20 protein-coding genes, 1 tRNA gene and 1 pseudogene are annotated in these 23405 nt (G+C 66.7%); 11 read left to right on the forward strand and 11 right to left on the reverse strand.

Annotation, left to right across the window (positions count from 1 at the left end; genetic code table 11):
• Positions 1-197 precede the first annotated feature (197 nt).
• On the reverse strand, positions 198-3383 hold the full coding sequence (gene cas9, locus V7Q42_RS10360; RefSeq protein ID WP_333823962.1) for a type II CRISPR RNA-guided endonuclease Cas9: 3186 nt from the start codon (positions 3381-3383) through the stop codon (positions 198-200).
• A gap of 294 nt (positions 3384-3677) precedes the next feature.
• Between cas9 and V7Q42_RS10365 the strand changes: the two genes are divergently transcribed.
• Together V7Q42_RS10365 and V7Q42_RS10370 are read left to right on the forward strand one after the other, a co-directional pair.
• Complete coding sequence (locus V7Q42_RS10365; protein WP_333823963.1) at positions 3678-4106, forward strand: hypothetical protein; 429 nt, start codon at positions 3678-3680, stop codon at positions 4104-4106.
• A gap of 1 nt (position 4107) precedes the next feature.
• The gene (locus V7Q42_RS10370) at positions 4108-5217 is read left to right on the forward strand and encodes a tyrosine-type recombinase/integrase (protein ID WP_333823965.1); all 1110 of its coding nucleotides are present in this window, start codon (positions 4108-4110) and stop codon (positions 5215-5217) included.
• Here the strand turns inward: V7Q42_RS10370 and V7Q42_RS10375 are convergent.
• Both V7Q42_RS10375 and V7Q42_RS10380 read right to left on the reverse strand, forming a co-directional pair.
• A complete protein-coding gene (locus tag V7Q42_RS10375) occupies positions 5189-6418 on the reverse strand; it encodes a tyrosine-type recombinase/integrase (RefSeq protein WP_333823966.1) in 1230 nt (409 codons plus the stop codon). The genes V7Q42_RS10370 and V7Q42_RS10375 overlap by 29 nt on opposite strands.
• A 164-nt stretch (positions 6419-6582) precedes the next feature.
• Positions 6583-6658 (reverse strand) — tRNA-Thr (locus V7Q42_RS10380).
• Between the two features lie 176 nt (positions 6659-6834).
• On the opposite strand from V7Q42_RS10380, the gene leuC reads away from it, so the two are divergent.
• The 3 genes and pseudogenes from leuC (at position 6835) to V7Q42_RS10395 (ending at position 8836) form a co-directional block, all read left to right on the forward strand.
• Positions 6835-8238 (forward strand): 3-isopropylmalate dehydratase large subunit, encoded by a 1404-nt coding sequence (gene leuC / locus V7Q42_RS10385; protein ID WP_333823967.1) that lies wholly within the window; start codon positions 6835-6837, stop codon positions 8236-8238.
• 109 nt (positions 8239-8347) lie between these two features.
• A pseudogene (locus tag V7Q42_RS10390) lies at positions 8348-8469 on the forward strand (2-hydroxyacid dehydrogenase); the annotation flags it as partial.
• A gap of 139 nt (positions 8470-8608) precedes the next feature.
• A complete protein-coding gene (locus tag V7Q42_RS10395) occupies positions 8609-8836 on the forward strand; it encodes a hypothetical protein (protein ID WP_333823968.1) in 228 nt (75 codons plus the stop codon).
• Between the two features lie 30 nt (positions 8837-8866).
• Here the strand turns inward: V7Q42_RS10395 and V7Q42_RS10400 are convergent, their stop codons facing one another.
• Entirely contained in the window at positions 8867-10084 is a 1218-nt protein-coding gene (locus tag V7Q42_RS10400) for a DUF4238 domain-containing protein (protein WP_333823969.1), read from the reverse strand.
• 195 nt (positions 10085-10279) lie between these two features.
• Here V7Q42_RS10400 and htpG point away from each other — a divergent pair, with 195 nt between their 5' ends.
• Positions 10280-12166, forward strand: coding sequence for a molecular chaperone HtpG (gene htpG, locus V7Q42_RS10405; RefSeq protein WP_333823970.1), 1887 nt, complete (start codon positions 10280-10282; stop codon positions 12164-12166).
• Between the two features lie 379 nt (positions 12167-12545).
• Here htpG and V7Q42_RS10410 read toward each other — a convergent pair whose 3' ends face one another.
• The gene (locus tag V7Q42_RS10410) at positions 12546-13484 is read right to left on the reverse strand and encodes a polyprenyl synthetase family protein (protein WP_333823971.1); all 939 of its coding nucleotides are present in this window, start codon (positions 13482-13484) and stop codon (positions 12546-12548) included.
• Positions 13485-13815: 331 nt separating this feature from the next.
• On the opposite strand from V7Q42_RS10410, the gene rpmF reads away from it, so the two are divergent.
• Positions 13816-13998: a 50S ribosomal protein L32 gene (gene rpmF, locus V7Q42_RS10415; protein ID WP_333823972.1), complete on the forward strand. Its 183-nt coding sequence runs from the start codon at positions 13816-13818 to the stop codon at positions 13996-13998.
• Between the two features lie 136 nt (positions 13999-14134).
• Positions 14135-14545: a hypothetical protein gene (locus V7Q42_RS10420; RefSeq protein WP_333823974.1), complete on the forward strand. Its 411-nt coding sequence runs from the start codon at positions 14135-14137 to the stop codon at positions 14543-14545.
• A 12-nt stretch (positions 14546-14557) separates the two neighbouring features.
• Here the strand turns inward: V7Q42_RS10420 and V7Q42_RS10425 are convergent, their stop codons facing one another.
• The 4 genes from V7Q42_RS10425 to V7Q42_RS10440 form a co-directional block, all read right to left on the reverse strand.
• Positions 14558-14959, reverse strand: a complete 402-nt coding sequence (locus V7Q42_RS10425) for a hypothetical protein (protein WP_333823975.1) — start codon at positions 14957-14959, stop codon at positions 14558-14560.
• A 141-nt stretch (positions 14960-15100) separates the two neighbouring features.
• Positions 15101-15811: a class I SAM-dependent methyltransferase gene (locus tag V7Q42_RS10430; RefSeq protein WP_442958182.1), complete on the reverse strand. Its 711-nt coding sequence runs from the start codon at positions 15809-15811 to the stop codon at positions 15101-15103.
• The gene (locus V7Q42_RS10435; RefSeq protein WP_333823977.1) at positions 15772-16191 is read right to left on the reverse strand and encodes an EVE domain-containing protein; all 420 of its coding nucleotides are present in this window, start codon (positions 16189-16191) and stop codon (positions 15772-15774) included. Before V7Q42_RS10435 ends, V7Q42_RS10430 begins: the two co-directional genes overlap by 40 nt.
• 8 nt (positions 16192-16199) lie before the next feature.
• Positions 16200-16490, reverse strand: a complete 291-nt coding sequence (locus V7Q42_RS10440) for a YciI family protein (RefSeq protein ID WP_333823978.1) — start codon at positions 16488-16490, stop codon at positions 16200-16202.
• 274 nt (positions 16491-16764) lie between these two features.
• On the opposite strand from V7Q42_RS10440, the gene V7Q42_RS10445 reads away from it, so the two are divergent.
• Positions 16765-17250 (forward strand): hypothetical protein, encoded by a 486-nt coding sequence (locus V7Q42_RS10445; RefSeq protein WP_333823979.1) that lies wholly within the window; start codon positions 16765-16767, stop codon positions 17248-17250.
• 48 nt (positions 17251-17298) lie between these two features.
• Here V7Q42_RS10445 and V7Q42_RS10450 read toward each other — a convergent pair whose 3' ends face one another.
• Positions 17299-18321: an NAD(P)H-dependent glycerol-3-phosphate dehydrogenase gene (locus tag V7Q42_RS10450; protein WP_333823980.1), complete on the reverse strand. Its 1023-nt coding sequence runs from the start codon at positions 18319-18321 to the stop codon at positions 17299-17301.
• A complete protein-coding gene (gene tsaD, locus V7Q42_RS10455) occupies positions 18318-19394 on the reverse strand; it encodes a tRNA (adenosine(37)-N6)-threonylcarbamoyltransferase complex transferase subunit TsaD (protein WP_333823982.1) in 1077 nt (358 codons plus the stop codon). The genes V7Q42_RS10450 and tsaD overlap by 4 nt, the downstream gene beginning before the upstream one ends.
• A gap of 179 nt (positions 19395-19573) precedes the next feature.
• On the opposite strand from tsaD, the gene hemC reads away from it, so the two are divergent.
• Both hemC and V7Q42_RS10465 read left to right on the forward strand, forming a co-directional pair.
• The gene (hemC, locus tag V7Q42_RS10460) at positions 19574-20503 is read left to right on the forward strand and encodes a hydroxymethylbilane synthase (protein WP_333823984.1); all 930 of its coding nucleotides are present in this window, start codon (positions 19574-19576) and stop codon (positions 20501-20503) included.
• 4 nt (positions 20504-20507) lie between these two features.
• Positions 20508-23405 carry a uroporphyrinogen-III synthase gene (locus V7Q42_RS10465; protein ID WP_333823985.1) on the forward strand — a complete coding sequence of 966 codons (2898 nt, stop codon included), beginning with the start codon at positions 20508-20510 and terminating at the stop codon, positions 23403-23405.

A 23405-nucleotide genomic window follows, 5' to 3' on the forward strand; every position in this document is an offset into this window, starting at 1 on the left:
CTTCGCGCCTTCGTGAAAATCCCCCACGAGTCAGAAATTCATCCGGCTGGTATGAGACGCCTGCCTTCACCTTCGATTTCGACTATGCGTCCCAACATGGCACATCTCCCGCGAGAGCCGATGCATGCTTCCGCGATCGCCGCGAATTGGCATGGATAGATCGACTTCACGCAAAGATTGTTCCATTTGGGATTCGATTATTTCACGTTGGTTCGCTTTGGTGAGACGCATCCCGTTGAATCTATCTTCAAAGCGCGACAATTTCTTTCCTTGAGCAAGGGTATGGTCGCCAAGTCCCAGCGGAACCGATCGTCGGGGTCGGCATGGCGCTCTTGCAGCTTGCCGCCTTCATTGTGAGCGGCAAGGCGGATGCGATTGGCGCTGATCTCGATGCGGTGGACCACTTTGATCCGTCGTTCGCCATCGGAATCTTGCACCTCCACGAGGTCGCCTTTGTGCAAGCGCATGACGAGCTTTCCGCCGAGCCGGTCGCGTTCCCACTGCGGACGCCAGCCGGGGCGGTTGACCTCGAAGACGGATGCCGCGAATCCGCGCCAAGACCCATCCCGCATCTGAACGATGTCGACATGATGATTCTCGCCGGGCGTGACCGCGCGATAGGGCTTTCCGGTCTTTCGATCCAATATCGGTTCGATGCTCGCTTCCGGTTTCAGGACGCGAATTCGACGGATTCCGTTGTCGCCTGCGAAAGCCTCCAACATCTGAGCGAAACCTTTGGCGTCCGCGACCTTTCCGGAGGCGTCGAGGAACGGGTCGGCGAGGGCCCTGAGCTTGGTTCGGATGCCCCGATCGCGGATGCGCTCGACTTCGTTGAGGGTCAGACCCTTGAGGGGTTTGCGGAGTACGACGTTGCCGAGTGCACGGTCGGGGTCGTTCTCAGGGACCAAGCCGTACGAGGTGTCTTCGTGGAGCGCCCCTTCGCGCCCGTGCTCGGGTTTGTAGGAGACGGTAACGGACCGAATACGATCGCGAACGTGATCGCGGAAGTCATCGAACGGGGTCGGGATTTCGGTGAAGACTTTTTCGAGGTCGCGCTCTTCCGCTCTTGCCGCCTCATGAGCGATCCGCTGCACGACTCCACGCGTCAACGCCCCGATGACCACGGCGTCGATCGCATGGTGCCGATGATCGGCTCGATTTTTAAAGTTGTCGTCCGACAGAACCGAGTTCAATCCCCATTTGCCGCGCAGGAGGCCGGTGAGTGTTCCGGGTGTCACCCAGATTCGGTCAGGATCGCAGATTTTGCCGAGGTAGATCTTGGCGAGGCGAGAGAGGTGTTTCGTCTCGTTGAGTTGGCGAGCCAGGAAGTCTTCTTGCTTGCCGAACCGTTCGAGCGCGTCCGGCTTGAAGCGCCAGCGCTTGTTCGGGGGGAAATGGGCGACGCGAGCGAGGATGTCGGGCCAATCGGGAGATGACCCGAAGGCTTGGAAAGGGGTCTGGCGGCGCTTCTGCCGATTTGCTTCCCGTCGGCAAAGAACGCGGTTCGCCAGACTGTCGTCGAGCGTAAGGGAGACAGGGAGAACGTGGTCGATCTCGATGTCCGCCGAAAAGAGTTCAGCGATGCCGATGGTTCGGCCCGTATAGGGGCACTGAGCGACCCCGTCATTGGCCCGGGCCTGCTCTTCGAAGAGACGAAGGCGCACGCGATTCTCGGGCGTGTCGCGTTCACGGAGTTTCGCCAAGTCCGAAGCCCGCTTTTCGTTCTGACTGCGATTGGCGCGGTTTTCCCGATCGAGACGCTCCTTCTGTTCTCGATTGAGCTTCAGCTCACGGGCGAGTTCCACTGCGATCTGGTCGGGATGACCGAACTCGGCGACGAGGCCGTTGACCACCTTGCGCAGCTGATTCAGCCCAATGTGGACCGAGGGGTCCATGATGCGCCCCCAACGGGCCGCCTCATCCTTTTCATCGGGCTCCCCGGACCCCGGCAAGATGTGACGTTGCAGAATCCTGCCGTAGTAGGGCAGCCGATCCATGATCTCGCCGTCGCGTGCGTCGGAATGATGCCAGGGGCGACCGATCCGCTCACCGGCTAGGCGAACCGCATCGGCGTAGGTCACGACATGACCACCGGCATCCGCTTCGCGGATCAACGCGTGGAGAACCTCTCGGTTCGCAGTCGAACCCAAGCGCCCGTATCCGTCGGCGAGCGGGATGGTCGCGCACCGCTGTGCGGCAGTGTTCGTCAGACCGTCTTCAACCGAGAGCCGTTCGATCAACCGGTCCTCGTCTGCTTCATCGAGAAGTTTGGCGAGGAACCGGTCCTTTTGCTCGAACGTCAGCGAGAGCCATCCAGGGCCATAGTGGTCTCGCTTCGAGAGAAACTTCGCGGTTGCCGCGCCATCGATGCCGGTCTCACCGGCTTCTTCGAAATTGATGCGGACATGTGCGGGGATCTTCAACGCCTTGCGCAGCGCCTTGAAGGTGAGGTTCTTTCCGCTCATGAGCGCCGAAGCGATGACATCGCGTTCCGATTTGGTCAACGGGCGCTCAGAAACAGCGCCGGTCGACAGTCTCAGGTGAGCCAACCGTTCGTAGATGCCTCGCGCTTCGACCGAGGGAAGCGCTTTCGGTAGGCGTTTCTCGGAAGGTTCGAACGTGCAGACACCGATCTTCGGGGGTTTCAGGTCCCGTTGCCGGAAAATGATCGTCGCAAGTCGGTCGCGAAGCGCTTCCGTGTAACGCTCGGGGGCGAAACCAGCCTGCTTCACCCAGAGTTGCCCGAACTCGGCCCGGATCATCTCGCGTGTCGGATAGAAGGCGTAGAGGGACTTGGCCCCTTTGCCCTCGACGCGAATGCGCGTCGCCTGACGAGTTCTCGGTGTGCCGCGATGCTTGGACCATAGGAATTCGCCGAGAGTGCGTGAATTGGTCTCGTCGAGCAAGGCGCGAAGACGCTCGGAGCCTTCTGCTATCTTACCCTTCTCGTTGTCCTTCCTGTCGGCCTTCCGGTTCGATCGGAACCCGCGCCTTTGGTTCAGGTGGAAGAGAACTCGCCCGAATTCGTGAGGGGTCAATGGTTCATCGAGACCTTTTGCCCTGAGGAAATAGGGGTCGATTTCGGCCAAGGATCGGGCGTCGTTTTCGTCGATCGGCATGAGCCCTTCGGTAACCAGGGCCTTCATGAGGTCGGCCCGCCGCAGGACGAATCGATCACGGCGCTTGCGGCTCTGCTTCGGAACCCGCCGCATCGTTGCGAGCGACTGACCATCCTTGGGGTTCCGACCGTCCTTGAAGATGAGGACGCCTGTGCGTGCGAGTTCGAGCGCCGTATCGGCCCCGAAAACGCCGTCACCGGTCCGCCAGACAGCCCAGCCGATCGAATTGGTCCCGATGTCGAAGGAGAACCGAATTTTGCTCACGGGGCGTCTCCGCGTTCTTTGCCGAGAAGCCTACAACCCTTCGGGATTCTTTGAAAACCGATGCACCTGTGCTATCAGAGGGCGTTCTAGCAAGGAACGTGGTGTGGTCCCTCCGTTAGCAAGGCACCATGCCACCAAATCGAGGCGGGCTCCGGTCCGCCTCTCTTGCTTCCGGCGTCAAACCCTTGTCATTCTTAAGAATCTCCGACATTGCCGCCACCAAGGCCACGTCGCGGCATCCATACTCACGGGTTCATCTCCTTGCTGCGCGGCTGATGTGGAGAACGTCAGCGCATGCTGCGCGAAGCCGGTTTCACCAAGGTGGACGTCACCGGCCGGTCCGGCGACTACGGGATCGACCGGGTCGACATCCTGCGAGTGAACTTCGTCAGCTTCAAAGTCGTCTTTTGGTGTAAACGCTTTCTCACTTCCCGCCGCGCCGCTCTCAAGAGCCCGTGCGGCCCGGGCAAGTTCTATTGCTTCCGGTGTCGCGAGCCGCGCGAGCCGGCCCTCGGCATGGCGGACTACCTCCCCTTCGACGATGCGATCGGCAATCTCTCGGCGCTCTGCCCCGTCTGCGCAACGGTCATGAACAAGAGGGCATCGCTCGCCCGATTGGGCGTCGTCGCGGCGCGAATGGAGGTCGCGTTTCCGATGGGTCGAACACGATTGAACGAGAGTTCCGACCCCTCCCTCAATCGTGACTTCGGAAAGGATCGATGACATGGCGAAACTCAACGCCGCCAACGAGCGGATCAAGCGCTCCTATTTTCAGTATCTGAAGGAAGCGAAGCGGGCGAGCGAGGCGTCGGTCGATGCGGCGGCGGCGCTGGCGCGCTTCGAGGACTACACGAAGCGACGCGACTTCAAGCGCTTCCACATCTCGCAGGCGACGGCCTTCAAGGCCTCGCTCGTCGACGCGATCTCGGACCGGTCCGGCAAGCCGCTCGCCAAGGCGACGGTCCATCAGACGTTCGCCGCCTGTCGGGCCTTCTTCCTGTGGTTGGCGGGGCAACCGGGGTATCGGTCGCGCCTCACTTACGCCGATGCCGACTACTTCAATCTGTCGGAGAAGGACGCGCGGATCGCCACGGCGTCGCTCGAACGTCCGGTCCCGACGCTCGAACAGATTCGGCACACGCTCTCGATCATGCCGACCGAGACGGAAATCGACAGACGCAACCGGGCGGTGGTCGCCTTCGCGCTGCTGACCGGCGCGCGTGACGACGCCATCGCCTCGGCTCGGATCAAGCACGTCGATCTAGCGGAAGGTCGGTTCCGACAGGATGCGAAGGAAGTACGGACGAAGTTCTCGAAGAGCTTCGATACGTGGTTCTTCCCGGTCGGGGAGGAGGCCACGGCGATCGTCACCGAGTGGGTGAAGGAGCTGCGAGGCGTCCACTTCATGGGTGACGCCGATCCGCTGTTCCCGGCATCCAAGGTGGAAGTCGACCCGCAGACGCGCCGGTTTGCAGTGGCGGGGCTCGATCGCAAAGTCTGGAGCAATGCCGAACCGATCCGGGCGATCTTCCGAGAGGCCTTCGCGGCGGCCGGATTGCCGTACTTCAATCCCCATTCGGTCCGAAAGACACTCGCTCAGTTGGGCGAGCGGATCTGCAATGGTCCCGAGGAGTTCAAGGTGTGGTCGCAGAACCTCGGTCACGATCACGTCGCAACGACGTTCTCGAGCTATGGACAGGTCCCGTCCCATCGGCAAGCCGAGATCCTGCATGGGCTCGGCGTGGCGAAAGCCAAACGGAACGCGATCGTGGATGACCTCGCGGCGGTGCTTTCGGCCCATGGGGTCATCGCCCCGGCCTCCCACTCGTCCTGAATTCGACCACCTCGGCGCCCTTGCGCAGGGTGTCGAGGTGGTCCGACCACCACTGCATCATCTTCACCCGCTCGTCCCAATGTTCCCCGCGGGCGTAGGCGCGGCGGACGGCGTTCTTCTCGACATGGGCGAGTTGGCGCTCGATCGCGTCGGGGTTCCACTTGCCGCACTCGTTGAGAAGGGTCGACGCGGTCGCTCGGAAGCCGTGGGAGGTCGCTTCGTCCTTGGCATAACCGAGGCGACGAAGGGCGGCGTTGAGGGTGTTCTCGGAGATCGGCCGTAGGACGGTGCGGACGCTCGGGAAGACGAGGCGCCCGCCGCCGGTGATGGCTCGGAGTGTTTCCAGTTCGGCGACCGCTTGGTGCGGGAGCGGTATACGGTGCTCGCGGCGTATCTTGGCGCGATGGGCGGGGATCGTCCAAACCGCCTTGGCGAGGTCGAACTCGGACCACTCCGCCATGCGCAGTTCGCCGGGGCGGGGAAAGAGGATCGCCAACAAGCGCAACGCGGTCTTGGTGGTCGCCTGTCCGTCGAAGTCGTCGATCGCCCTCAGGAGGGCGCCTAGGTCCTTCGCGTCGGTCACGGCGGCGCGGTGCTTCACCTGGGGGCGGACGAGGGCGCCGTGCAGGGCCTGTGTGGGGTCTGTCTCGGCGCGGGCGGTGGCGATGGCGTAGCGGAAGACGGCGCCGACGGTCGCCCGCAGGCGAACCGCGGTCTCGTGGTTACCCTTGGCTTCGATGCGCTGGAGGACGACGAGCACGTCGGGTGCGCGGATCTCGGTCATCGGACGGTCGCCGAGTTCGCCACGGGCGAGACCGAGGAGCCATTCGACCTTGCCGACCGTCGACTTCGCCTTGCCCTCGCGGCGCATCTTGTCGAGGTACTCGTCGGCGAGGACAGCGAAGGTGTTCGCCGCGACGAGCGCGGCCTCACGGCGAGCGTCGCGCTTGTGGGTGGATGGGTCGATGCCCTCGATCAGAAGCCCGCGCGCGGCGTCTCGGGCCTCCCGCGCCTTGGCGAGGGTCACGACGGGATAAGGGCCGATCGCGAGCTTCTTCTCTTTGCCCCCGTACCGGTATTTCCAATACCAGAGGCGTGACCCGGTCGGGTTGACGAGGAGATAGAGGCCCCCGGCATCCGTGAGCTTGTGGGGCTTGTCCTGGGGCTTGGCGTTGCGAATGGCGATGTCGGAAAGGGGCATTGGGGGCTTCGCCTCCGGGGGCTTTCAGCCGAGGCCCCCATTAAAGCCCCCAATTTCATCGGATGCAATCGGAGGCCCCCGGACCAATCCGGACACACGAGGCCCCGAAAACGGCTCTAAACCGTTGATTTTCGGACGTTATCGGACGATCTCGGAGGGGAGGGTGGTGCCGCGGAAGGGATTCGAACCCCCGACCCCATCATTACGAATGACGTGCTCTACCGGCTGAGCTACCGCGGCTCGTCGGATCGGGTCGCAGGAAGGGTGCGGCGCGCGGCGCCGGCCCGGGCGATCCGTCGGACGGCCGACCTGATACCGGCATTCGAAACCCTTGGCAAGCCTGCCGGCACTTTCCCTCTTCGCCGTCTTGCTCTAAATCAGCCGGCGACATCTTCCCGCCTCCGAAGGACGATCCGATGGCTCCGCGCACCCTCTACGACAAGATCTGGGACGATCACGTCGTCGCCACCCAGCCCGACGGGACCTGCCTGCTCTACATCGATCGCCATCTCGTCCACGAAGTGACGAGCCCGCAGGCCTTCGAGGGGCTGCGCGTCGCCGGGCGAAGCGTGCGTGCGCCGCAGAAGACCCTGCTGGTCGTCGACCACAACGTGCCGACCACCGATCGCAGCCACGGCATCGACGATCCGGAATCGGCGCTCCAGGTCGCCACCATCGCCAAGAACGCCGCGCATTTCGGGCTCGAGTACTACGACGAGCACGACAAGCGCCAGGGCGTCGTCCATGTCATCGGTCCGGAGCAGGGCTTCACCCTGCCGGGCACCACCATCGTCTGCGGCGACAGCCACACCTCGACCCACGGCGCCTTCGGGGCGCTCGCCCACGGCATCGGCACCTCGGAGGTCGAGCATGTGCTCGCCACCCAGACGCTGGTGCAGGCCAAGGCGAAGAACATGAAGGTGGTGGTCGACGGCGCCGCGCCGGCCGGCATCACCGCCAAGGATATCGTGCTCGCCATCATCGGCCGCCTCGGCACCGCCGGCGGCACCGGCTACGTCATCGAATACACCGGTCAGGCGATCCGCGATCTGTCGATCGAAGGCCGCATGACGGTGTGCAACATGTCGATCGAGGCGGGCGCGCGCGCCGGTCTCGTCGCTCCCGACGAGAAGACCATCGACTACTTCCGCGACAAGCCGAAGGCGCCGAAGGGCACCGATTGGGACGCGGCGGTCGCCTATTGGCAGACGCTGTTCTCGGACGAGGGCGCGCATTTCGACGCCGAGATCCACATCGACGCGGCGAGCCTGAAGCCGAACGTCACCTGGGGCACCTCGCCGGAAGACGTCATCGCCATCGACGCGCCGATCCCCGACCCGGACGACATCACCGACGAGACCAAGCGGGCCTCGAAGTGGCGGGCGCTCGAGTACATGGATCTGAAGCCGGGCACGAAGATGACCGACGTCAAGATCGACACGGTGTTCATCGGCTCGTGCACCAACGGCCGCATCGAAGACTTCCGTGCCGCGGCGCAAGTCGCCAAGGGCCGCAAGGTGGCCGAGGGTGTCCGCGCCCTGGCCGTGCCGGGCTCGGGTCTGGTCAAGGAGCAGGCGGAGGCCGAGGGGCTCGACAAGATCCTCGTCGAAGCCGGTTTCGAATGGCGCGAGCCGGGCTGCTCGATGTGCCTGGCGATGAACGCCGACCGGCTCAGCCCGGGCGAGCGTTCGGCCTCGACCTCGAACCGCAACTTCGAGGGCCGTCAGGGCTTCAAGGGCCGCACCCATCTCGTCAGCCCGGCGATGGCCGCGGCGGCCGCGATCGCGGGACGGTTCGTCGACGTGCGCGATCTGAAGTGAGAGCCGAGATCTTCGCACCGATCACGAGAGGCCGGGACGCGGAAACGCCTCCCGGCTTTCTTGTCGGAGCGGCCGCTTCGTGGTCGATCGCAGGTCCATGTCCGGCTAGATCGGCGCCGTCGGCCTCGACGTCTACGAGCGGGAGGCCGACCTCTTCTTCGAGGATCTCTCCGACGAGGTCATCCCGGACGACACCTCCTGACCTTCCCCGACGTGCTGGTCACCGGCCACTAGGCCTTCTCGCTGACCATCGCTGAGCAGGAGGCTGGAAGGGTGTCGGCGAACCGGGTGGTGGCGGAGGGGGCAGGGGAAGGGGTGAGGACAGTCGGCCGACGAGTGGTGGCGGTCGAGAGTGTCGGAGGAGAGACCCATGAGCCGTATCGGCAACGTGCGGGTCGAGGCTTTCGACGAAACGGCGGCTTGGCTGAGGGGCAAGGCGGAGGCCGAGACCTGGGCCATTCCGAACGGCGCTCTCATCGCCGAGCGCGTCTGCGCGATTTGGCATGTGGTGGCAGCGTCGACCAAGGCTCAAGAAACAAATATCGTATTCGTGTTTGACCCCTCGAAGGCAGAGAGTAATTTCGAACAGCGCCGGTAGCGAATGGCCGAGGCATGATCAGAAAGACGCTTATTTCTGTCGACGTTCTGATCTTCTTTGTGCTCTTCCGAACCATGAACCGATAGAAGGTGCGCTCGGATGTCTTTCAACAAAATCCCAAAATTGTGTCAGCTTTGCTCCATCTGCCGTAACTCGGCGAGCAAAGTCGTTAACGATGTTTTCCCACGCTGGGTCGCGTTGTGGCGACCTAAGAGACCCATCGTCGTGGAATATCGGCTTGTCCCGCATCCGAACTGCCCGTAGTCGCACGTCTTTGGGAAGGCATTTTGCTGATGTATATATAATTTCTGAGCTTATGCCATTTGAAGGAGCGGAGAATTCATCTTTGTCTGTTATATGATAACCACTACCCTCTCCAATCCGTTCCATTCGGCGAAAATTGAAAAGGTCGCCTTCTTCTCGTGCAACATTCATCATCTCTTCCAATAAATCATTACGAAGAGTGGGTGGGAAATACACGTTCTTATATGCATTTAGCCATTGTAGCTTATTTAATTCCACTACTTCCGTGGATTTCTTAATATATATTACATTTCTATCTGAAGTTGTTGTGTAGACATTGCTATCGTGCAACATTAGTGCAAACTGAGGTGAGAGCGGCAGAACTATTTGCAGCCCAGAGCGGGTGAGACCAACCGCGCGTTGTGGGAAATGTCGCCTGCCGAACCAGTTCGTAGATACTACGGGATTATCGGCGATGACAAACGGGACGGCGGTCTCATTCACAATCAGGAATTGTTTTAGGTCGAGCATCAATGGACTCAGCGCCAATGCGTGGCCAACGTTGTAGTTTACGGCATCTTTAATGCCGATTCTAGTCTTGCGAAGAACATGCTCGTCAATGCGATTGTACATCAAAAGTTTGACCAGTTTATCTACCATTCCGTTCAGTTCTTCTTCGGCGCGCAAAGTTCGAGCTTTCTGAAGCATGACCATCTGGATGAGATGCCAGCCATCGCGCTCGTCGATAGACCTCGTATCGATCATTTTGCGGACTAGGCTAGAAAAATGCCCCTCGACTTGCCCAAGCGCCTTTTCAATAGCTGTATTCTTCCCATAAAAATAGTCTTTATAGCATTGTTCCCCAAGTGACGCTTTCAGAACGACTTTACGACGCTGGATATTAACTAGATTGATCTGCCGAGCTTTAGGTTGTCGACCCAAATCGTATGCAAAGTAGCGCAGGGTTGACTTCGGCACGTAGTGCTGGCGCTTATTGTCAGCCACTCATTGTCTCCCAACCGTAGTCAGTGTCGATCAAAGCCCGCTAAGGGCGCTACTCCTGTTAGCATGTCAATCAGTTACAATCTTGTCCGACGCCCGTCTCCCCTTGAATCCCACGCCCGCCCCGACGATATCTCGGCCAGTCGAGCGGGCCTCCAGCCCGCCGTATCTCGACCCTCTTAAAAGCCGGATGCTACCATGACGGACACCATCGATCGCCCGACCGAGACCCACGCCTTCCAGGCCGAGGTGTCGCGCCTGCTGCATCTCATGGTGCATTCGGTCTATTCGAACCGCGACATTTTCTTGCGCGAACTCGTCTCGAACGCCGCCGACGCCTGCGAGAAGCTGCGGTATCTCTCGCTGGAGACGCCGGAGCTGATGGGTGAGGACGGCGAACTCGCCATCACCATCGCCGCCGACGCGGACGCCGAGACGCTGACGATCGCCGACAACGGCATCGGCATGACACGCGACGAGCTGATCGAGAACCTCGGCACCATCGCCAAGTCGGGCACCCGGGCGTTCCTCGAGGCCGCCGGTCAGGCGGGCGGCAAGGCGTCCAACCTGATCGGCCAGTTCGGCGTCGGCTTCTATTCCGCCTTCATGGTGGCGAAGCGGGTGGTCGTCACCTCGCGTCGCGCCGGCCATGCCGAAGCCTGGACCTGGATCTCGGACGGCATCAACGGCTACGAGGTGATGCCGGCGGCCGACGAGGACGCGCCGGCGCGCGGCACCGTCATCCGGCTCGAACTCAACGACGAGAGCCTCGACTATGCCAAGGAAGAGACCGTCGAGCGCATCGTCGAGACCTATTCGGCGCACGTGCCGGTGCCGGTGCGCTTCGTCAAGCTCGGCGAAGAGGCCAAGGCGCTCTCCGACGGCTCGGCCCTGTGGGCGAAGCCGAAGTCGGAGATCACGGCCGAGGCCTACAAGGAGTTCTACGGCAACGTCTCGGGCCAGTGGGACGAGCCGGCGATGACGGTGCACTACAAGGCGGAAGGCCGCCACGAGTACACGGTGCTCTTGTTCACCCCGTCGATGAAGCCGTTCGATCTCTTCGATCCGGCGCGCAAGGGCCACATCAAGCTCTACGTCCGCCGCGTCTTCATCGCCGACGACGTCGACCTGCTGCCGCACTGGCTGCGCTTCGTGCGCGGCGTGGTCGACTCGGAAGATCTGCCGCTCAACCTGTCGCGCGAGATGCTGCAGCACAATCCGGTGCTGGAGGCGATCCGCAAGGCGGTGACGACCCGGCTGCTCTCCGAACTCGCCAAGCTCGCCGAGGCCGACGCCGAGAAGTTCGCCGGCGTCTGGGACGCCTTCGGCGCGGTCATCAAGGAGGGTCTCTACGAGGACACCGACCGGCGCGACGAGCTCTTCAAGATCGCCCGCTTCAAGACGACGACGAGCGGCGAGGGCACGCGGAGGCTTTCGGACTACGTCGCCGGGCTCAAGGACAACCAGACCAAGATCTACTATCTGCTCGCCGACGATCTCGCCCGGGCCGAGGCGAGCCCGCATCTCGAAGGCTTCAAGGCGCGCGGCATCGAGGTGCTGCTGCTCACCGATCCGGTCGACGCCTTCTGGGTGCGCACGGCGCTCGGCTACGAGGGCAAGCCGTTCCAGTCGGTGACGCAGGGGGCGTCGGATCTCGATGCCATTCCGGTGAGCGAGGAGGCTCCGAAGCCGGAGGCGAGCGACGCGGCGGGTGTCGCGGCGCTGGTCGAAAAGCTCAAGGGGCTGCTCGGCGACAAGGTCTCGGACGTGCGCACCTCGGCGCGCCTCGCCTCGTCGCCGGCCTGTCTCGTCGCCTCGGAGTTCGGGCCGGACAAGCAGTTCGAGAAGCTGATGGCGCGCCATCAGGGTGGAGCGCCGTTCGGCCGGCCGGTGCTGGAGATCAACCCGACGCACCATCTGGTGACGGCGATCGCCGCCAAGATCGGCGCCGACGACACCCTGGTCGAGGACGCCGGCCATCTCCTCCTCGGTCAGGCCAAGGTAGCCGAGGGCGAGGCACCTGACGATCCGGCCGATTTCGGCCGGCGGCTGGCCCGGGTGCTGGAGAAGGCGCTCGGGGCGTGAGCCTCCGGTCGAGCGGGACGAAATTCGACGGCGGGCTTCGGCCCGCCGTTTTCGTTTCGGGGAGGAGAACGAGGAGGCCGCATGCCGGTGTGGCACGGCACGGGGTCCCCACCCCTCACGGGAACCTCTGCGTAGTTCGATCAGCCGATTTCAATGCCGTGCGCGATGCTTCGAGACGGCGCGCGAGGCGCGCCTCCTCAGCATGAGGCGTTCGCCATTGCTTGGAAATCCCCAGCACCTCATCCTGAGGAGGGCCGCAGGCCCGTCTCGAAGGATCGCGCACGGACGCCGGTCCCGGGGGCGAGTCCGATGGATCGCCGGATCGAGTCCGGCGATGATGGGAGGAGGGGTGGGAACACCCCGCTGGCCGGCGCCTCCCTCAGCTCCTCCGTTCGGCGATGAAGCGCGCGGCCGCGATCAACGTCTCGGCGCGGTCGCCGTAGGGGGCGAGTTCGGCGGTGGCGGCGTCGACCAGACGGGAAAGCTCCTCCCGCATCGCCGCGACACCGTGGAGGGCGACGAGCGTGCCCTTGCCGCGGGCGGCGTCCTTGCCGGTCGCCTTGCCCATGGTCTCGGCCGAGGCCTCGACGTCGAGCAGGTCGTCGGCGATCTGGAAGGCGAGGCCGACGATGGCGCCGAAGCGGCCGAGGCGGGCGACGTGCTCGGGGTCGGCGCCGGCAAAGATCGCGCCGGCTTCGAGCGGGAAGCGCAACAGTGCCCCGGTCTTCATCGCCTGGAGGCGGCGGATCGCAGCGTCGTCGAGCGTTTCCGGGCGACCGTCGGCGGTCCAGCGGCCCTCGGCCGCCAGATCGAGCATCTGGCCGCCGACCATGCCGCCGATGCCGGCGCCGCGCGCCAGCCGCAGCACGAGTTCGGCGCGCACCGCCGGATCGGCATGGGTCGCCGGATCGGCGAGGAGATCGAAGGCGAGGCTCTGCAAGCCGTCGCCGACCAGAATGGCGGTCGCCTCGTCGAAGGCGCGATGGACGGTCGGGCGGCCGCGGCGCAGGTCGTCGTCGTCCATCTGCGGCAGGTCGTCGTGGACCAGGCTGTAGCAGTGGACCAGTTCGACGGCACAAGCGGCGCGGGCCACGGTCTCGCCCTCGCAGCCGAACACCCGCGCCGCCTCGATCATCAGGAAGGGGCGCAGCCGCTTGCCGCCGCCGAGCACGGCGTGGCGCATGGCGGCGAGGAGGCGGGCCGGGCGCAGGGTCTCGCCGGGAAGCGCGTCGTCGGTGAGCAGCCGCTCGAGCATCGCCTCGATCAGGGCGGCGTCGGCGGCGAGCCGGGTCTCGAAGAGGGTCGGGTTTGCGGTCATCGGCGCGGGTCGGTTCCGGACGGCACCGGCGTCGCGGTGCCGGCCGATCGGAGCTAACGCGAAACGGGCGGCTTTCCAAGAGGCGGTCGCGGTCTTTCGTATCCGTGGTGTACGCTCGACCGCCGGGGTCGGATGGGCCGGCGGTCGCGCGGAAAATACGCCGCGAGCACTGGTCAAAGCCGCGAGAGGTGTGTATAAGCCGCGCCGATCCACCGAAATCTTGCGCCTTCGGCCGGCTGTCCGGACCGTTCGGCATCGGGGTTGACGGTGCACCCCGCACGCGTTTTCGCGTCACCGTAGAGGTCGACGCGCCAGATCCGGAGTACGAACGATGGCCGTTCCGAAGAGAAAGACCTCGCCGTCGAAGCGCGGCATGCGCCGTTCCGCCGACGCGCTCAAGGCCCCGACCTACGTCGAGGACAAGGATTCCGGCGAACTGCGCCGTCCGCATCACGTCGATCTGAAGACCGGCATGTATCGCGGGCGCCAGATCCTGGAGCCCAAGGGCGAGTGATCGTCCGCTCCGACGAGAATTCGAAGGCCGGCGTTTCGCCGGCCTTTCTTCTTTTCGGCCACATCTCGTCCTATCGAGACCGTCGAGCGATTCTCCCGCTCACCCGCTTCGCCGTCCCCACACAGGATGCCGCCCGATGTTCTTCAACATCCCGCTGACCCTCGCGCCGCTCCTCGTCTACAACCTGCAGCTCTTCGGCGTGTTCGGCGCCGCGGCGGGCGACCCGTGGGTGTCGCCGGTCTTCACCGTCGCGATGATGTCGGATGCCCGCTTCACCCTGTTGTTCGGCGATCTCCTGATCGTCGCCGGGCTGGTCTGCCTGTTCGTCGAGATCGTCAAGGCGACGCGCACCTCGGCGCCGACCATCGTCGATCATTCGATGTCGCTCGGCGTCTTCATCCTCTATCTCGTGGAATTCCTCACCGTCGCCGGCGCGGCGACCTCGGTGTTCTTCATCCTGATGGTGATCGCGCTGATCGACGTGGTGGGTGGCTTCACCATCACCATCCGCGGCGCACGGCGGGATTTCGGCTTCGAGCGTCAGTGAGCCGGACCCGCTTCAGCGGGCGGTGTCGACGAGATAGCCGGGGACCAGCAGGCCGGGGCCGTCCATGACGTCGGCATAGGCGCGGGCGGCACGGGCCGGTTCGGCGCGGCGGCGACGGCGGGTCTCGGGGAGATCCTCGCGGGTGGCGACGAGCTGGGCGAGGAAGGGCGCGTGGGCGTGCCAACGCACCAGCCGTTCGGTCTCGTTCTCGTGGCGCTTCGGCGCGGTGGCGGGGACGAGGGCGCGGGTGTCGGTCCAAGGTTCGGCCCGATCGCGCTCGGCGCCGGTCCCTGCGGCGCCGGCGGCCGGCTCGACGCGGCGGTCGAAGGCGCAGGGATCGAGGGCACGCGGATCGAGGGCGCGGCGCTCGACGCCGAAGCCGTTTCCGATCCCGTTCGTCCGTCCGATCCGCATGGAACTCGCCTCTCACCGGGATCGACGGGTGTCCCGGAACGGGACGGCGCGTCGATCTTTCGGTAAGAGTTCCGCAAGCGCCGGGCCAGTTCGGTCCCTCCGGTGGCGGACGGGGCCGGGATCTTCGCAGGATGGTGAACGTCAGCCGCGGAAACGCCAGACGACCGAATGCTTGACTTCGGCGTCCTCCAGCGCCCGGGTGGTGGGAACCCGGTATTCCGCCAGCATGTCCAGGCGGTCCTTCGGCAGATAGCTGCGGCCGGGATCGCCGACGAGGGCGAGCGCCCCACTCGCCACCACGCTCGCCGCGAAAGCGGCGACGCGGTCCGCCAGGGGACGCTCGAAGAAGACATCGCCGAACAGCACCGTTTCGGGACGGAACGGCACGGCGTCGAGACCGGCGTCGAGGACGTCGAGACCGGCGATCTCGAAACGGACGCCGTTCATGCCGGCGTTGAGTTCCATGGCGACGAGGGCGAAGGGGTCGATCTCGGTGGCGAAGACGCGGGCGGCACCGGCCTTGACCGCGGCGATCGCCTCGAGGCCGGAACCGGCGGCGAAGACCAGGACGTTCTTCCCCGCGACCGTCTCGGGATGATCGAGGATCCAGCGGGCGAGCGCCTGGCCGCCGGCCCAGGCGAAGGCCCAGAAGGGCAGCGGCAGACCGAGGGTGTCGAGCTCCTCCTCGGTCAGCTTCCACAGATCCATCGCCTCGTCGGCGAGGTGGAGCGAGATCTCGGGGACGTGCGGCGGCGCCTGCAGGCGGGTGTTCGAGCGGATGAACTCCGCGGCGTCGCCGATCCGTCCGTCGCTCAACCGCCGAGCCCCCCGAGTTCGCGGATGAGCCGCCATTCCTCGTCGGTGACCGGTTGCACCGAGAGGCGGGAGTTCTTGACCAGCACCATCTCGGCGAGCCGCGGATCGGTCTTGATGGCGGCGAGCGTCACCGGGACGGGAAGCGGTTCGACCGCCTTCAGCGTCACCGCGCCGAAGGTGCCCTTGGGGTCGGCGAGATCGGGCGCCCAGGCGGCGGCGACCTCGACCACCCCGACGACGGCCTTGCCTTCGTTCGAATGGTAGAAGAAGCCGCGATCACCGACCTTCATCGCCTTCATGTGGTTGTTGGCGAGATGGTTGCGCACGCCTTCCCAGTAGGTGCCGGTCTCGCCGGCGGCGACCTGATCGTCCCACGACCAGACGTCGGGTTCGGACTTGTAGAGCCAATGAGCCATAGTGCGCCTCACGCCGTCGGCGCGCCGACGACCCAGCGCCAGGGCCGGATCTCGGCGTCGGCGAAGAGGCCGGCCACCGCATAGGGGTCGGTGGCGAAGGTGGCCTTCGCCTCGGCGAGGGTCTCGGCCTCGATCACCACGATCGAGCCCTGCATGATCTCGCCGGTGTCGTCGAGGAACGGGCCGGCGATGCGCACCTTCGCGCCCATCCCCTTCAGCCAGGCGACATGGGCGTCGCGGGTGGCGAGACGGACGGCGAGGTGGTCGGGCTTGTCGTGGCACATGGCGGCGAAGAGCATGAGGTCGGCCTCGGGGTCGAGAATGGGGTTCGTTGGAGAGTTAGAGGGGGTGGCGTCCGAGATCAAGGCATTCCCCCGGGTCGACGGTCGGCTCGACGTACGGTGACTGGCATCGGGGCACTGGCCAACGACACGGCTCGATCGCATTCTGTCGTCGTACGAGTGACGCTTGCGGTCGGGTGCGATCACACTTCGCGGCACGGTCGTCCGTGCCGTCGAAGGGATCGAGACGCCGATCGGGGCCGGGACGGAACATCATCGCGGGAGATCCACCATGAAGACATCGATCGGTCGTGCCATCGTGGCGGCATCGCTGCTCATCGTCTGCACCCCGGCGTCGGCCGCCGACCACGTCGTCACCACGGCCAAGAAGGCCGCGATCGAGATCATGCCGAACGAGAGCGAGGTCGATCGAACGCTCGAGGAGATATGCCTCGGTGGCGGCCGTATCGAACTGCGGATCGGAGCCGAATTGCAGCTCGGCCAGGGCGCCTTCGACCGGGTCTCCGTGACGGTCGTCTCCGGTAAGGCCACGGCCACGCTGACCGGCGTTTCGGTCAAGAGCCCGAATTTCGAGATGACGGGCGGCAGCGAGCTCCTCACCGTCGTCGAGGCGAACGACGGCGCTCTCGCGCTGCTTTCGAAGGGTCGGGGCGATGTCACCCTCGCGGCGGGCGAGAAGCGGATGTCCGCGGCGTTCGACGCTGCGGCGAAGCGCAAACTCGCGGCTTTCGTCGATGCCTGCCGCTCGAGCGACTGACGCAGGGCTCGTCGTTCGTGCGAGCCCGGCCTCACCGGTCCGCTCGCCTCACGCCGTCTCGCGTTTCAGCGGCCGGCTCATCAGGCGGTCGATGGCGCCGGCGACGTCGATCTTCTCGCAGACGACGTCGGCGATCGCCGCGGTGATCGGCAGTTCGACGCCGTGGAGTGCGGCGAAGTCCACCGCCACGGCGGCGGTGTGGACCCCTTCGGCGAGTTTGGTGCCGTGGCGGGTGAGGTCGACGACCGAGCCGCCGGCGCCGATGGCATGGCCGAGCGAGAAGTTGCGCGATTGCGGCGAGGTGGCGGTGAGCACCAGATCGCCGAGGCCGGAGAGGCCCATCATGGTCTCCGGTTCCGCCCCGAGCGCTCGGCCGAGGCGGGTCAGTTCGGCGAAGCCGCGGGCGGTGAGCGCGGCTTGGGCGCTGGCGCCGAGGCCGCGGCCGACGACGATGCCGGAGGCGATGGCCAGCACGTTCTTCAGCGCCCCGCCGATCTGGACGCCGACGAGGTCGTGCGAGGCGTAGGGGCGGAAGCTCGACGAGGAGAGGGCGACGGCGATCGCTTCGGCGACCGCATCGTCGGCGGCCGCCACGGTGACCGCGGTCGGCAGGCCGCGCGCCACGTCGGTGGCGAAGCTCGGACCGGAGAGGACGGCGGGCACCACATGGGGCAATTCGTCGGCGATGACCCGGGTCATCGTCGCGTGAGTGCCGTGTTCGAGGCCCTTGGCGGCGGAGACGACGGGGATGCCGGCGGGACAGGCCGCGGCGAATTCGCGGGCGACGTCGCGAGTGACCTGGGCGGGAACCGCGAGGATCACCATGTCGGCGCCGGCGAGGGCGGCGGGCGCGTCGGTGGTGGCGTAGAGGCCGGGATCGAGGCGAATGTCGCCGAGGAAGGCCGAATTGGTGCCGCGATCGCCGATCTCGGCGACGGTCTCGGGATCGCGCGACCACAGGCGGACGTCGCGTCCGGCGCGGGCGGCGACGAGGGCGAGCGCCGTGCCCCAGGCGCCGGCGCCCAGAACCGCGACGGTCTCGATCGGACGAGGGGCGATGGTCGAGGTCATGCCTTGGCTCCCAACTGGCCGGATCCGAGTTTCGGGGCCGCGTCGGCATCGAGCGGCCAGCGGGCGCGGGCGCGGGCGTCGAGGCCGTCGACGAGGCCCGCGGCGAGACGCTCCACGCCGGCCCAGGCGATCATCGCGCCGTTGTCGGTGCAGAGCTTTCCGGGCGGCACGACGACACGGCCGCCGACGGTCGCGGCGGCTTCGGCCAATGCCCCGGCGACGGCTTTGTTGGCGGCGACGCCGCCGGCGGTGACCAAGGTCGGGGCGGCGACGCCGGTCAATTCGCGGAAGCGCTTCAGCGCGAGCTTGGCCTTGAAGCGGATGACGTCGGTGACGGCCGCCTGGAAGCCGGCGCAGAGGTCGGCGACTGTGGCATCGTCGAGCGGCTGGAGGGCCTCCGCCTCGAGGCGCAGCGCCGTCTTCAGGCCGGAGAAGGAGAAATCGAGGCTGTCGCGGCGCATCAAGGGGCGCGGCAGATCGAAGCGGGCGTCGTCGCCGGCGCGGGCGAGACGCTCGACCTGTGGTCCGCCGGGATAGGGCAGGCCGAGGAGCTTGGCGGTCTTGTCGAAGGCCTCGCCGAGGGCGTCGTCGATGGTGGTGCCGAGGCGGCGGTAGCGCCCGAGGCCCTCGACGGCGACGAACTGGGTGTGGCCGCCGGAGACCAGCAGCAGCAGATAGGGGAAGGCGACGTCGTCGGTCAGCCGCGGCGTCAGGGCATGGCCCTCGAGGTGGTTGACGGCGACGAGCGGAAGGGCGTGGACGTCGGCGATCGCCTTGGCGGTCATCAGGCCGACGATGACGCCGCCGATGAGGCCGGGGCCGGCGGTGGCGGCGACGCCGGAGAGGTCGGAGAAACCGACGCCGGCGTCGCGCATGGCGCGGTCGATCAGGCCGTCGAGGATCTCGACATGGGCGCGGGCGGCGATCTCGGGGACGACACCGCCGAAGGGGGCGTGATCGGCGAGCTGGGAGTGGACGACGTCGGCGAGGATGCGGCCGCGGCCGTCCGCGTCGCGCGCCACCACGGCGGCGGCGGTCTCGTCGCAACTGGTCTCGATGCCGAGGATCAGCACGTCGAACTCGTCGTTTCGGGTCGCTGCGACCCGCCCATCGGGGTTATTCCGTCCATCCGCCCCATGGCGAGGCGGCGCGACTTCCTCTAGAGAGGGACGACATCGTGGCAGTCCGGCCGGGTCCGCACCTCTCTGGCGGCCCTGCCGTATCATCGGGTGGGAAGGACGTGCAATCGAAGATGTCGACCGAGACCGTCAAAATCGGCACGCGAGGCAGCCCGTTGGCGCTCGCCCAGGCCCACGAGACGCGCGCCCGGCTGATGGCGGCGACCGGCCGGCCGGAAAGCGACTTCGAGATCGTGGTGATCAAAACCTCCGGCGACATGATCCTCGATCGGCCGCTGAGCGAGGTCGGGGGCAAGGGGCTGTTCACCAAGGAGATCGAGACGGCGCTGCTCGATCGGTCGATCGACCTCGCCGTGCATTCCTCCAAGGACATGCCGACGGTCCTGCCCGAGGGGCTGTTCATCTCCGGCTTTCTGCCGCGTGAGGATGTACGCGACGCCTTCCTGTCGCCGAGCGCGAAGAGCCTCGCCGACCTTCCGGCGGGGTCGCGGGTCGGCACCTCGTCGCTCCGGCGGCGGGCGATGGTCCAGCGGCTGCGCCCCGACCTCGAGGTGGTGGAGTTCCGCGGCAACGTCCAGACGCGGCTGAAGAAGCTCGGCGACGGCGTCGCCGACGCGACGCTCCTCGCCTTCGCCGGCCTCAAGCGGCTCGGCCAGGAGGCGGTGGCGACCTCGCTCCTCGAAACCGCGGATTTCCTGCCGGCCGTCGGTCAGGGGGCGATCTGCATCGAGAGCCGGATGGGCGACACCGAGGTGAACGCCATGATCGCCCTCATCCATCACGCCGAGACGGCGGTGGCGCTGACGCTCGAGCGCGCCTTCCTCGCCGAGCTCGACGGGTCGTGCCGGACACCGATCGCCGGGCTGGCGCACGTCGAGGGCGACGAGATCGTCTTCGAGGGGTTGATCCTGCGGCCCGACGGATCGGAGGCGCACGCCACGACGCGGCGCGGGCCGATCACCGCGGCGGAGGCGCTCGGCCGCGATGCCGGGCGCGAGTTGAAGGCGCGGGGCGGCCCCGACTTCTTCGTCGTCGGGGCATGAACGCATGCGGGTCCTCGTCACACGCGCCGAGAAGGAGGGACGAGCGACCGCAGCCCGGCTCGCGGCGCTCGGTCACGAGGCGGTGCTCGAGCCGCTGACCACCATCGTCGCGACCGAGGCCCCGGCCCTTCCGCCCGCCGAGACCGTCCAGGCGGTGACCGCGACCAGCCTCAACGCCGTCGAGGTGCTCGCCGGTCGCCCGGAGATCGCCGACTTTCTCGGTCTGCCGTTCCTGGCCGTCGGGGGGCGCACCGCCGAGGCGGCGCGGGTGGTGGGCTTCACCGACGTGCATTCGGCCGACGGCGATCGGCGCGATCTGGTGAAGGCGATCGTCGGTGAACTGGACCCGGCGAAGGGCGCGATCCTATGGTTGGTGGGGCGCGACAAGGCGGGCGATCTCGTCGCCGATCTCGAGCCGGCGGGCTTCACGGTGGTGCCGGTCGAGGTCTATCGCGCCGAGCCGGTCGCTCACCTCGGCGAGACGACGCGCGCCGCGATCGCCGCCGGCGAGATCGACGCGGCCCTCGTGTTCTCGCCGCGCTCCGGAGAGATCCTGTTGGCGAAGCTCGCGGATTGCGGCTTTTCTCCCGGTTCGCTCGACTTCCCGGTCCATGTTATATCCGAGGCGACCGCGAAACCCTTCCGTGCGGCGGGATGGCGCGAGGTCGTCGTCGCAGCATCGCCCGACAGCGATGCCATGCTGGCGACACTTCGTTCCCCGTCGCCTCCCGCCGAAGTGCTCGGCGATCAGATCAGGAGTACGCCCATGCCGCCCAAGTCGAGGAAGGACACCCGCTCCACGACCGAGACGGAGGCGGCAGCCGCCGCTGCGGATCCGGTCGAAACGGCGACCGACACGGCTCCGTCGACCGAGCCGGTCGCTGCGGTGGACAAGGCCGCCGAGGCGGCGGCCGAAGCGGATCGCGCCGAAGAGGCGGCGTTCCGGGCTCGTGTCGAAGCGGCGGCTCGCGCCGAGGCGGCGGCTCCGGTCGTCGCTCCGCCGCCGCCGCCGCGCAAGCGCGGTTTCGGCGTCGGTGGTGTGCTGGTGGCCACCCTACTCGGCGGTGCGCTGGGTGTCGGCGGCAGCTACGGCCTCGCCCTGCAGGGCCTTCTGCCGGGAACCGGTGGCGGTGACGGGCGCGTCGCGGCGCTGGAGACGGCGGTGGCCGGGCTGAAGGCGCAGAAGCCGAGCGCCGATCCGGCGACGGTCGAGCGTCTGGCGGCGCTGGAGAAGCGGGTGGGCGCGCCCGCGGTGCCGGCGGTCGACACGGCGACGCTGGAGCGCATCGCCGGCATCGAACAATATCTGCGCGAGATGGCGGCGAAGCCGGCGCCGGTCGCCGGCCTCGACGGCGCGGCGGCGGAGCGACTGGCGGCTCTGGAGAAGCAGGTCGCCGGGCTCGCGGCGCCGGGTGCGGCGACTTCCACCGCGCCGACCGCCACCGCGCCGGCGGTCGATCTCTCGGCGATCGAGAAGCGGCTCGCGGCGCTCGAAGGCTCGAAGCCGGCGGCGCCGGCGGATCTCACCGGCGTCGAGGGACGTCTCGCCAAGCTCGAGGCGGCTGCGAAGCCGAACGGCGAACTCGCCGCCGTCGAGGAGCGGCTGGCGCGACTGGAGACGGTGCCGCCGGTGCGTCTGCCCGCCGACCTCGCCGATCGCGTCGCCGGGCTCGAGGCGGCGGCCAAGGCGCGGGCGGAATCGGGAGCGGCTTCGGTCGCCGGGGCGCTGTCGGGCATCGCCGCAGAAGGGGCGTCGAAGCAGGCGCTGGCGGAGATGGCGGGTCAGGTCGACCGGGCGCTCGGCTCGCTGCGCGAGAGCGCCGGGGCCGAGATCGCGGCGCTCAAGGCGCGCCTCGAACGGCTCGGCGGCGGCATCGATGCCGAGAGCCGGGCGATGGTGGAGCGGGCCGGCGCGGATTCCAAGGCGCTGGCGGCGCGGTTGGGCATCGAGACCCAGGCGATCGCCGATCGCCTCGCCGCCCAGACCGCGGCCATCGTCGAGGATCTGCGCAAGCGCAACGACGACCTCGCCCGCGGCCTCACCGAGCGGATGAACGCACTGGTCGCGGCGAGCGACCTCGAGGGACGCAAGCGGATCGACGATCTGGCGCGGGCCTTCTCGGAGAAATCGGCGGCGGTCGAGGCGGAGGCCAAGAAGCGCGGCGAGGAGACCGCGGCGGCGCTGAAGACGCTCGCCGGCGAGATCGAGGCGGCGACCGGGCGGTTGAACGCGCTGGAGACGACGACCAGGGAGGTCGGCAGTTCCGGCCAGAAGATGGTCGAGAAGGTCGGCGAAGCCGCCGCCGCCGCCGAGACCAAGGTCGGGGCGCTGGAGAACCGCCTCGCCGGCATCGAGGCCGAGGCGGAAGCGGCGCGCAAGGCCCGTGGCGAAGCGGTGGTGGTGATCGCACTCGCCGATCTGAAATCGGCGGTGGAGGCCGGTCGGCCGTTCGTCACCGAATTCGGCGTGGTCGACGCGGCCGCCCGTGGCGGCGTCGATCTCGCGGCGCTGAAGCCCTTCGCCGAGAAGGGCGTGCCGACGGCGTCGGCTCTCAGGAGCGGCTGGGCCAAGGTGTCGCGCGCCGCGGTCGCGGCGGGCGAGACCAAGGAGAGCGGCGGGGGCGTCTTCGACCGCCTGCTGTCGCATGCCACCGACATGGTGAAGGTGCGCCAGCCCGGCGATGTCGCCGGCGGCGACATCGCCGGCATGGCTGCCCGGGTCGAGGCGCGGCTCGCCGCCGCCGATCTCGCCGGGGCGCTCACCGCCTGGAAGGTGCTGCCCGAAGCCTCGCGCAAGGCTTCGGCCGAGTGGGGCGCGGCCCTGACGGCGCGGGTGGCGGTCGACACCGCGCTCGCCGCCCAGATCGCCGCGGTCACCGCCAAGCTCGCCCAACCGAAGTGA

This window comes from Pinisolibacter sp., from assembly GCF_036782435.1.
Lineage (GTDB): Bacteria > Pseudomonadota > Alphaproteobacteria > Rhizobiales > Ancalomicrobiaceae > CALBKH01.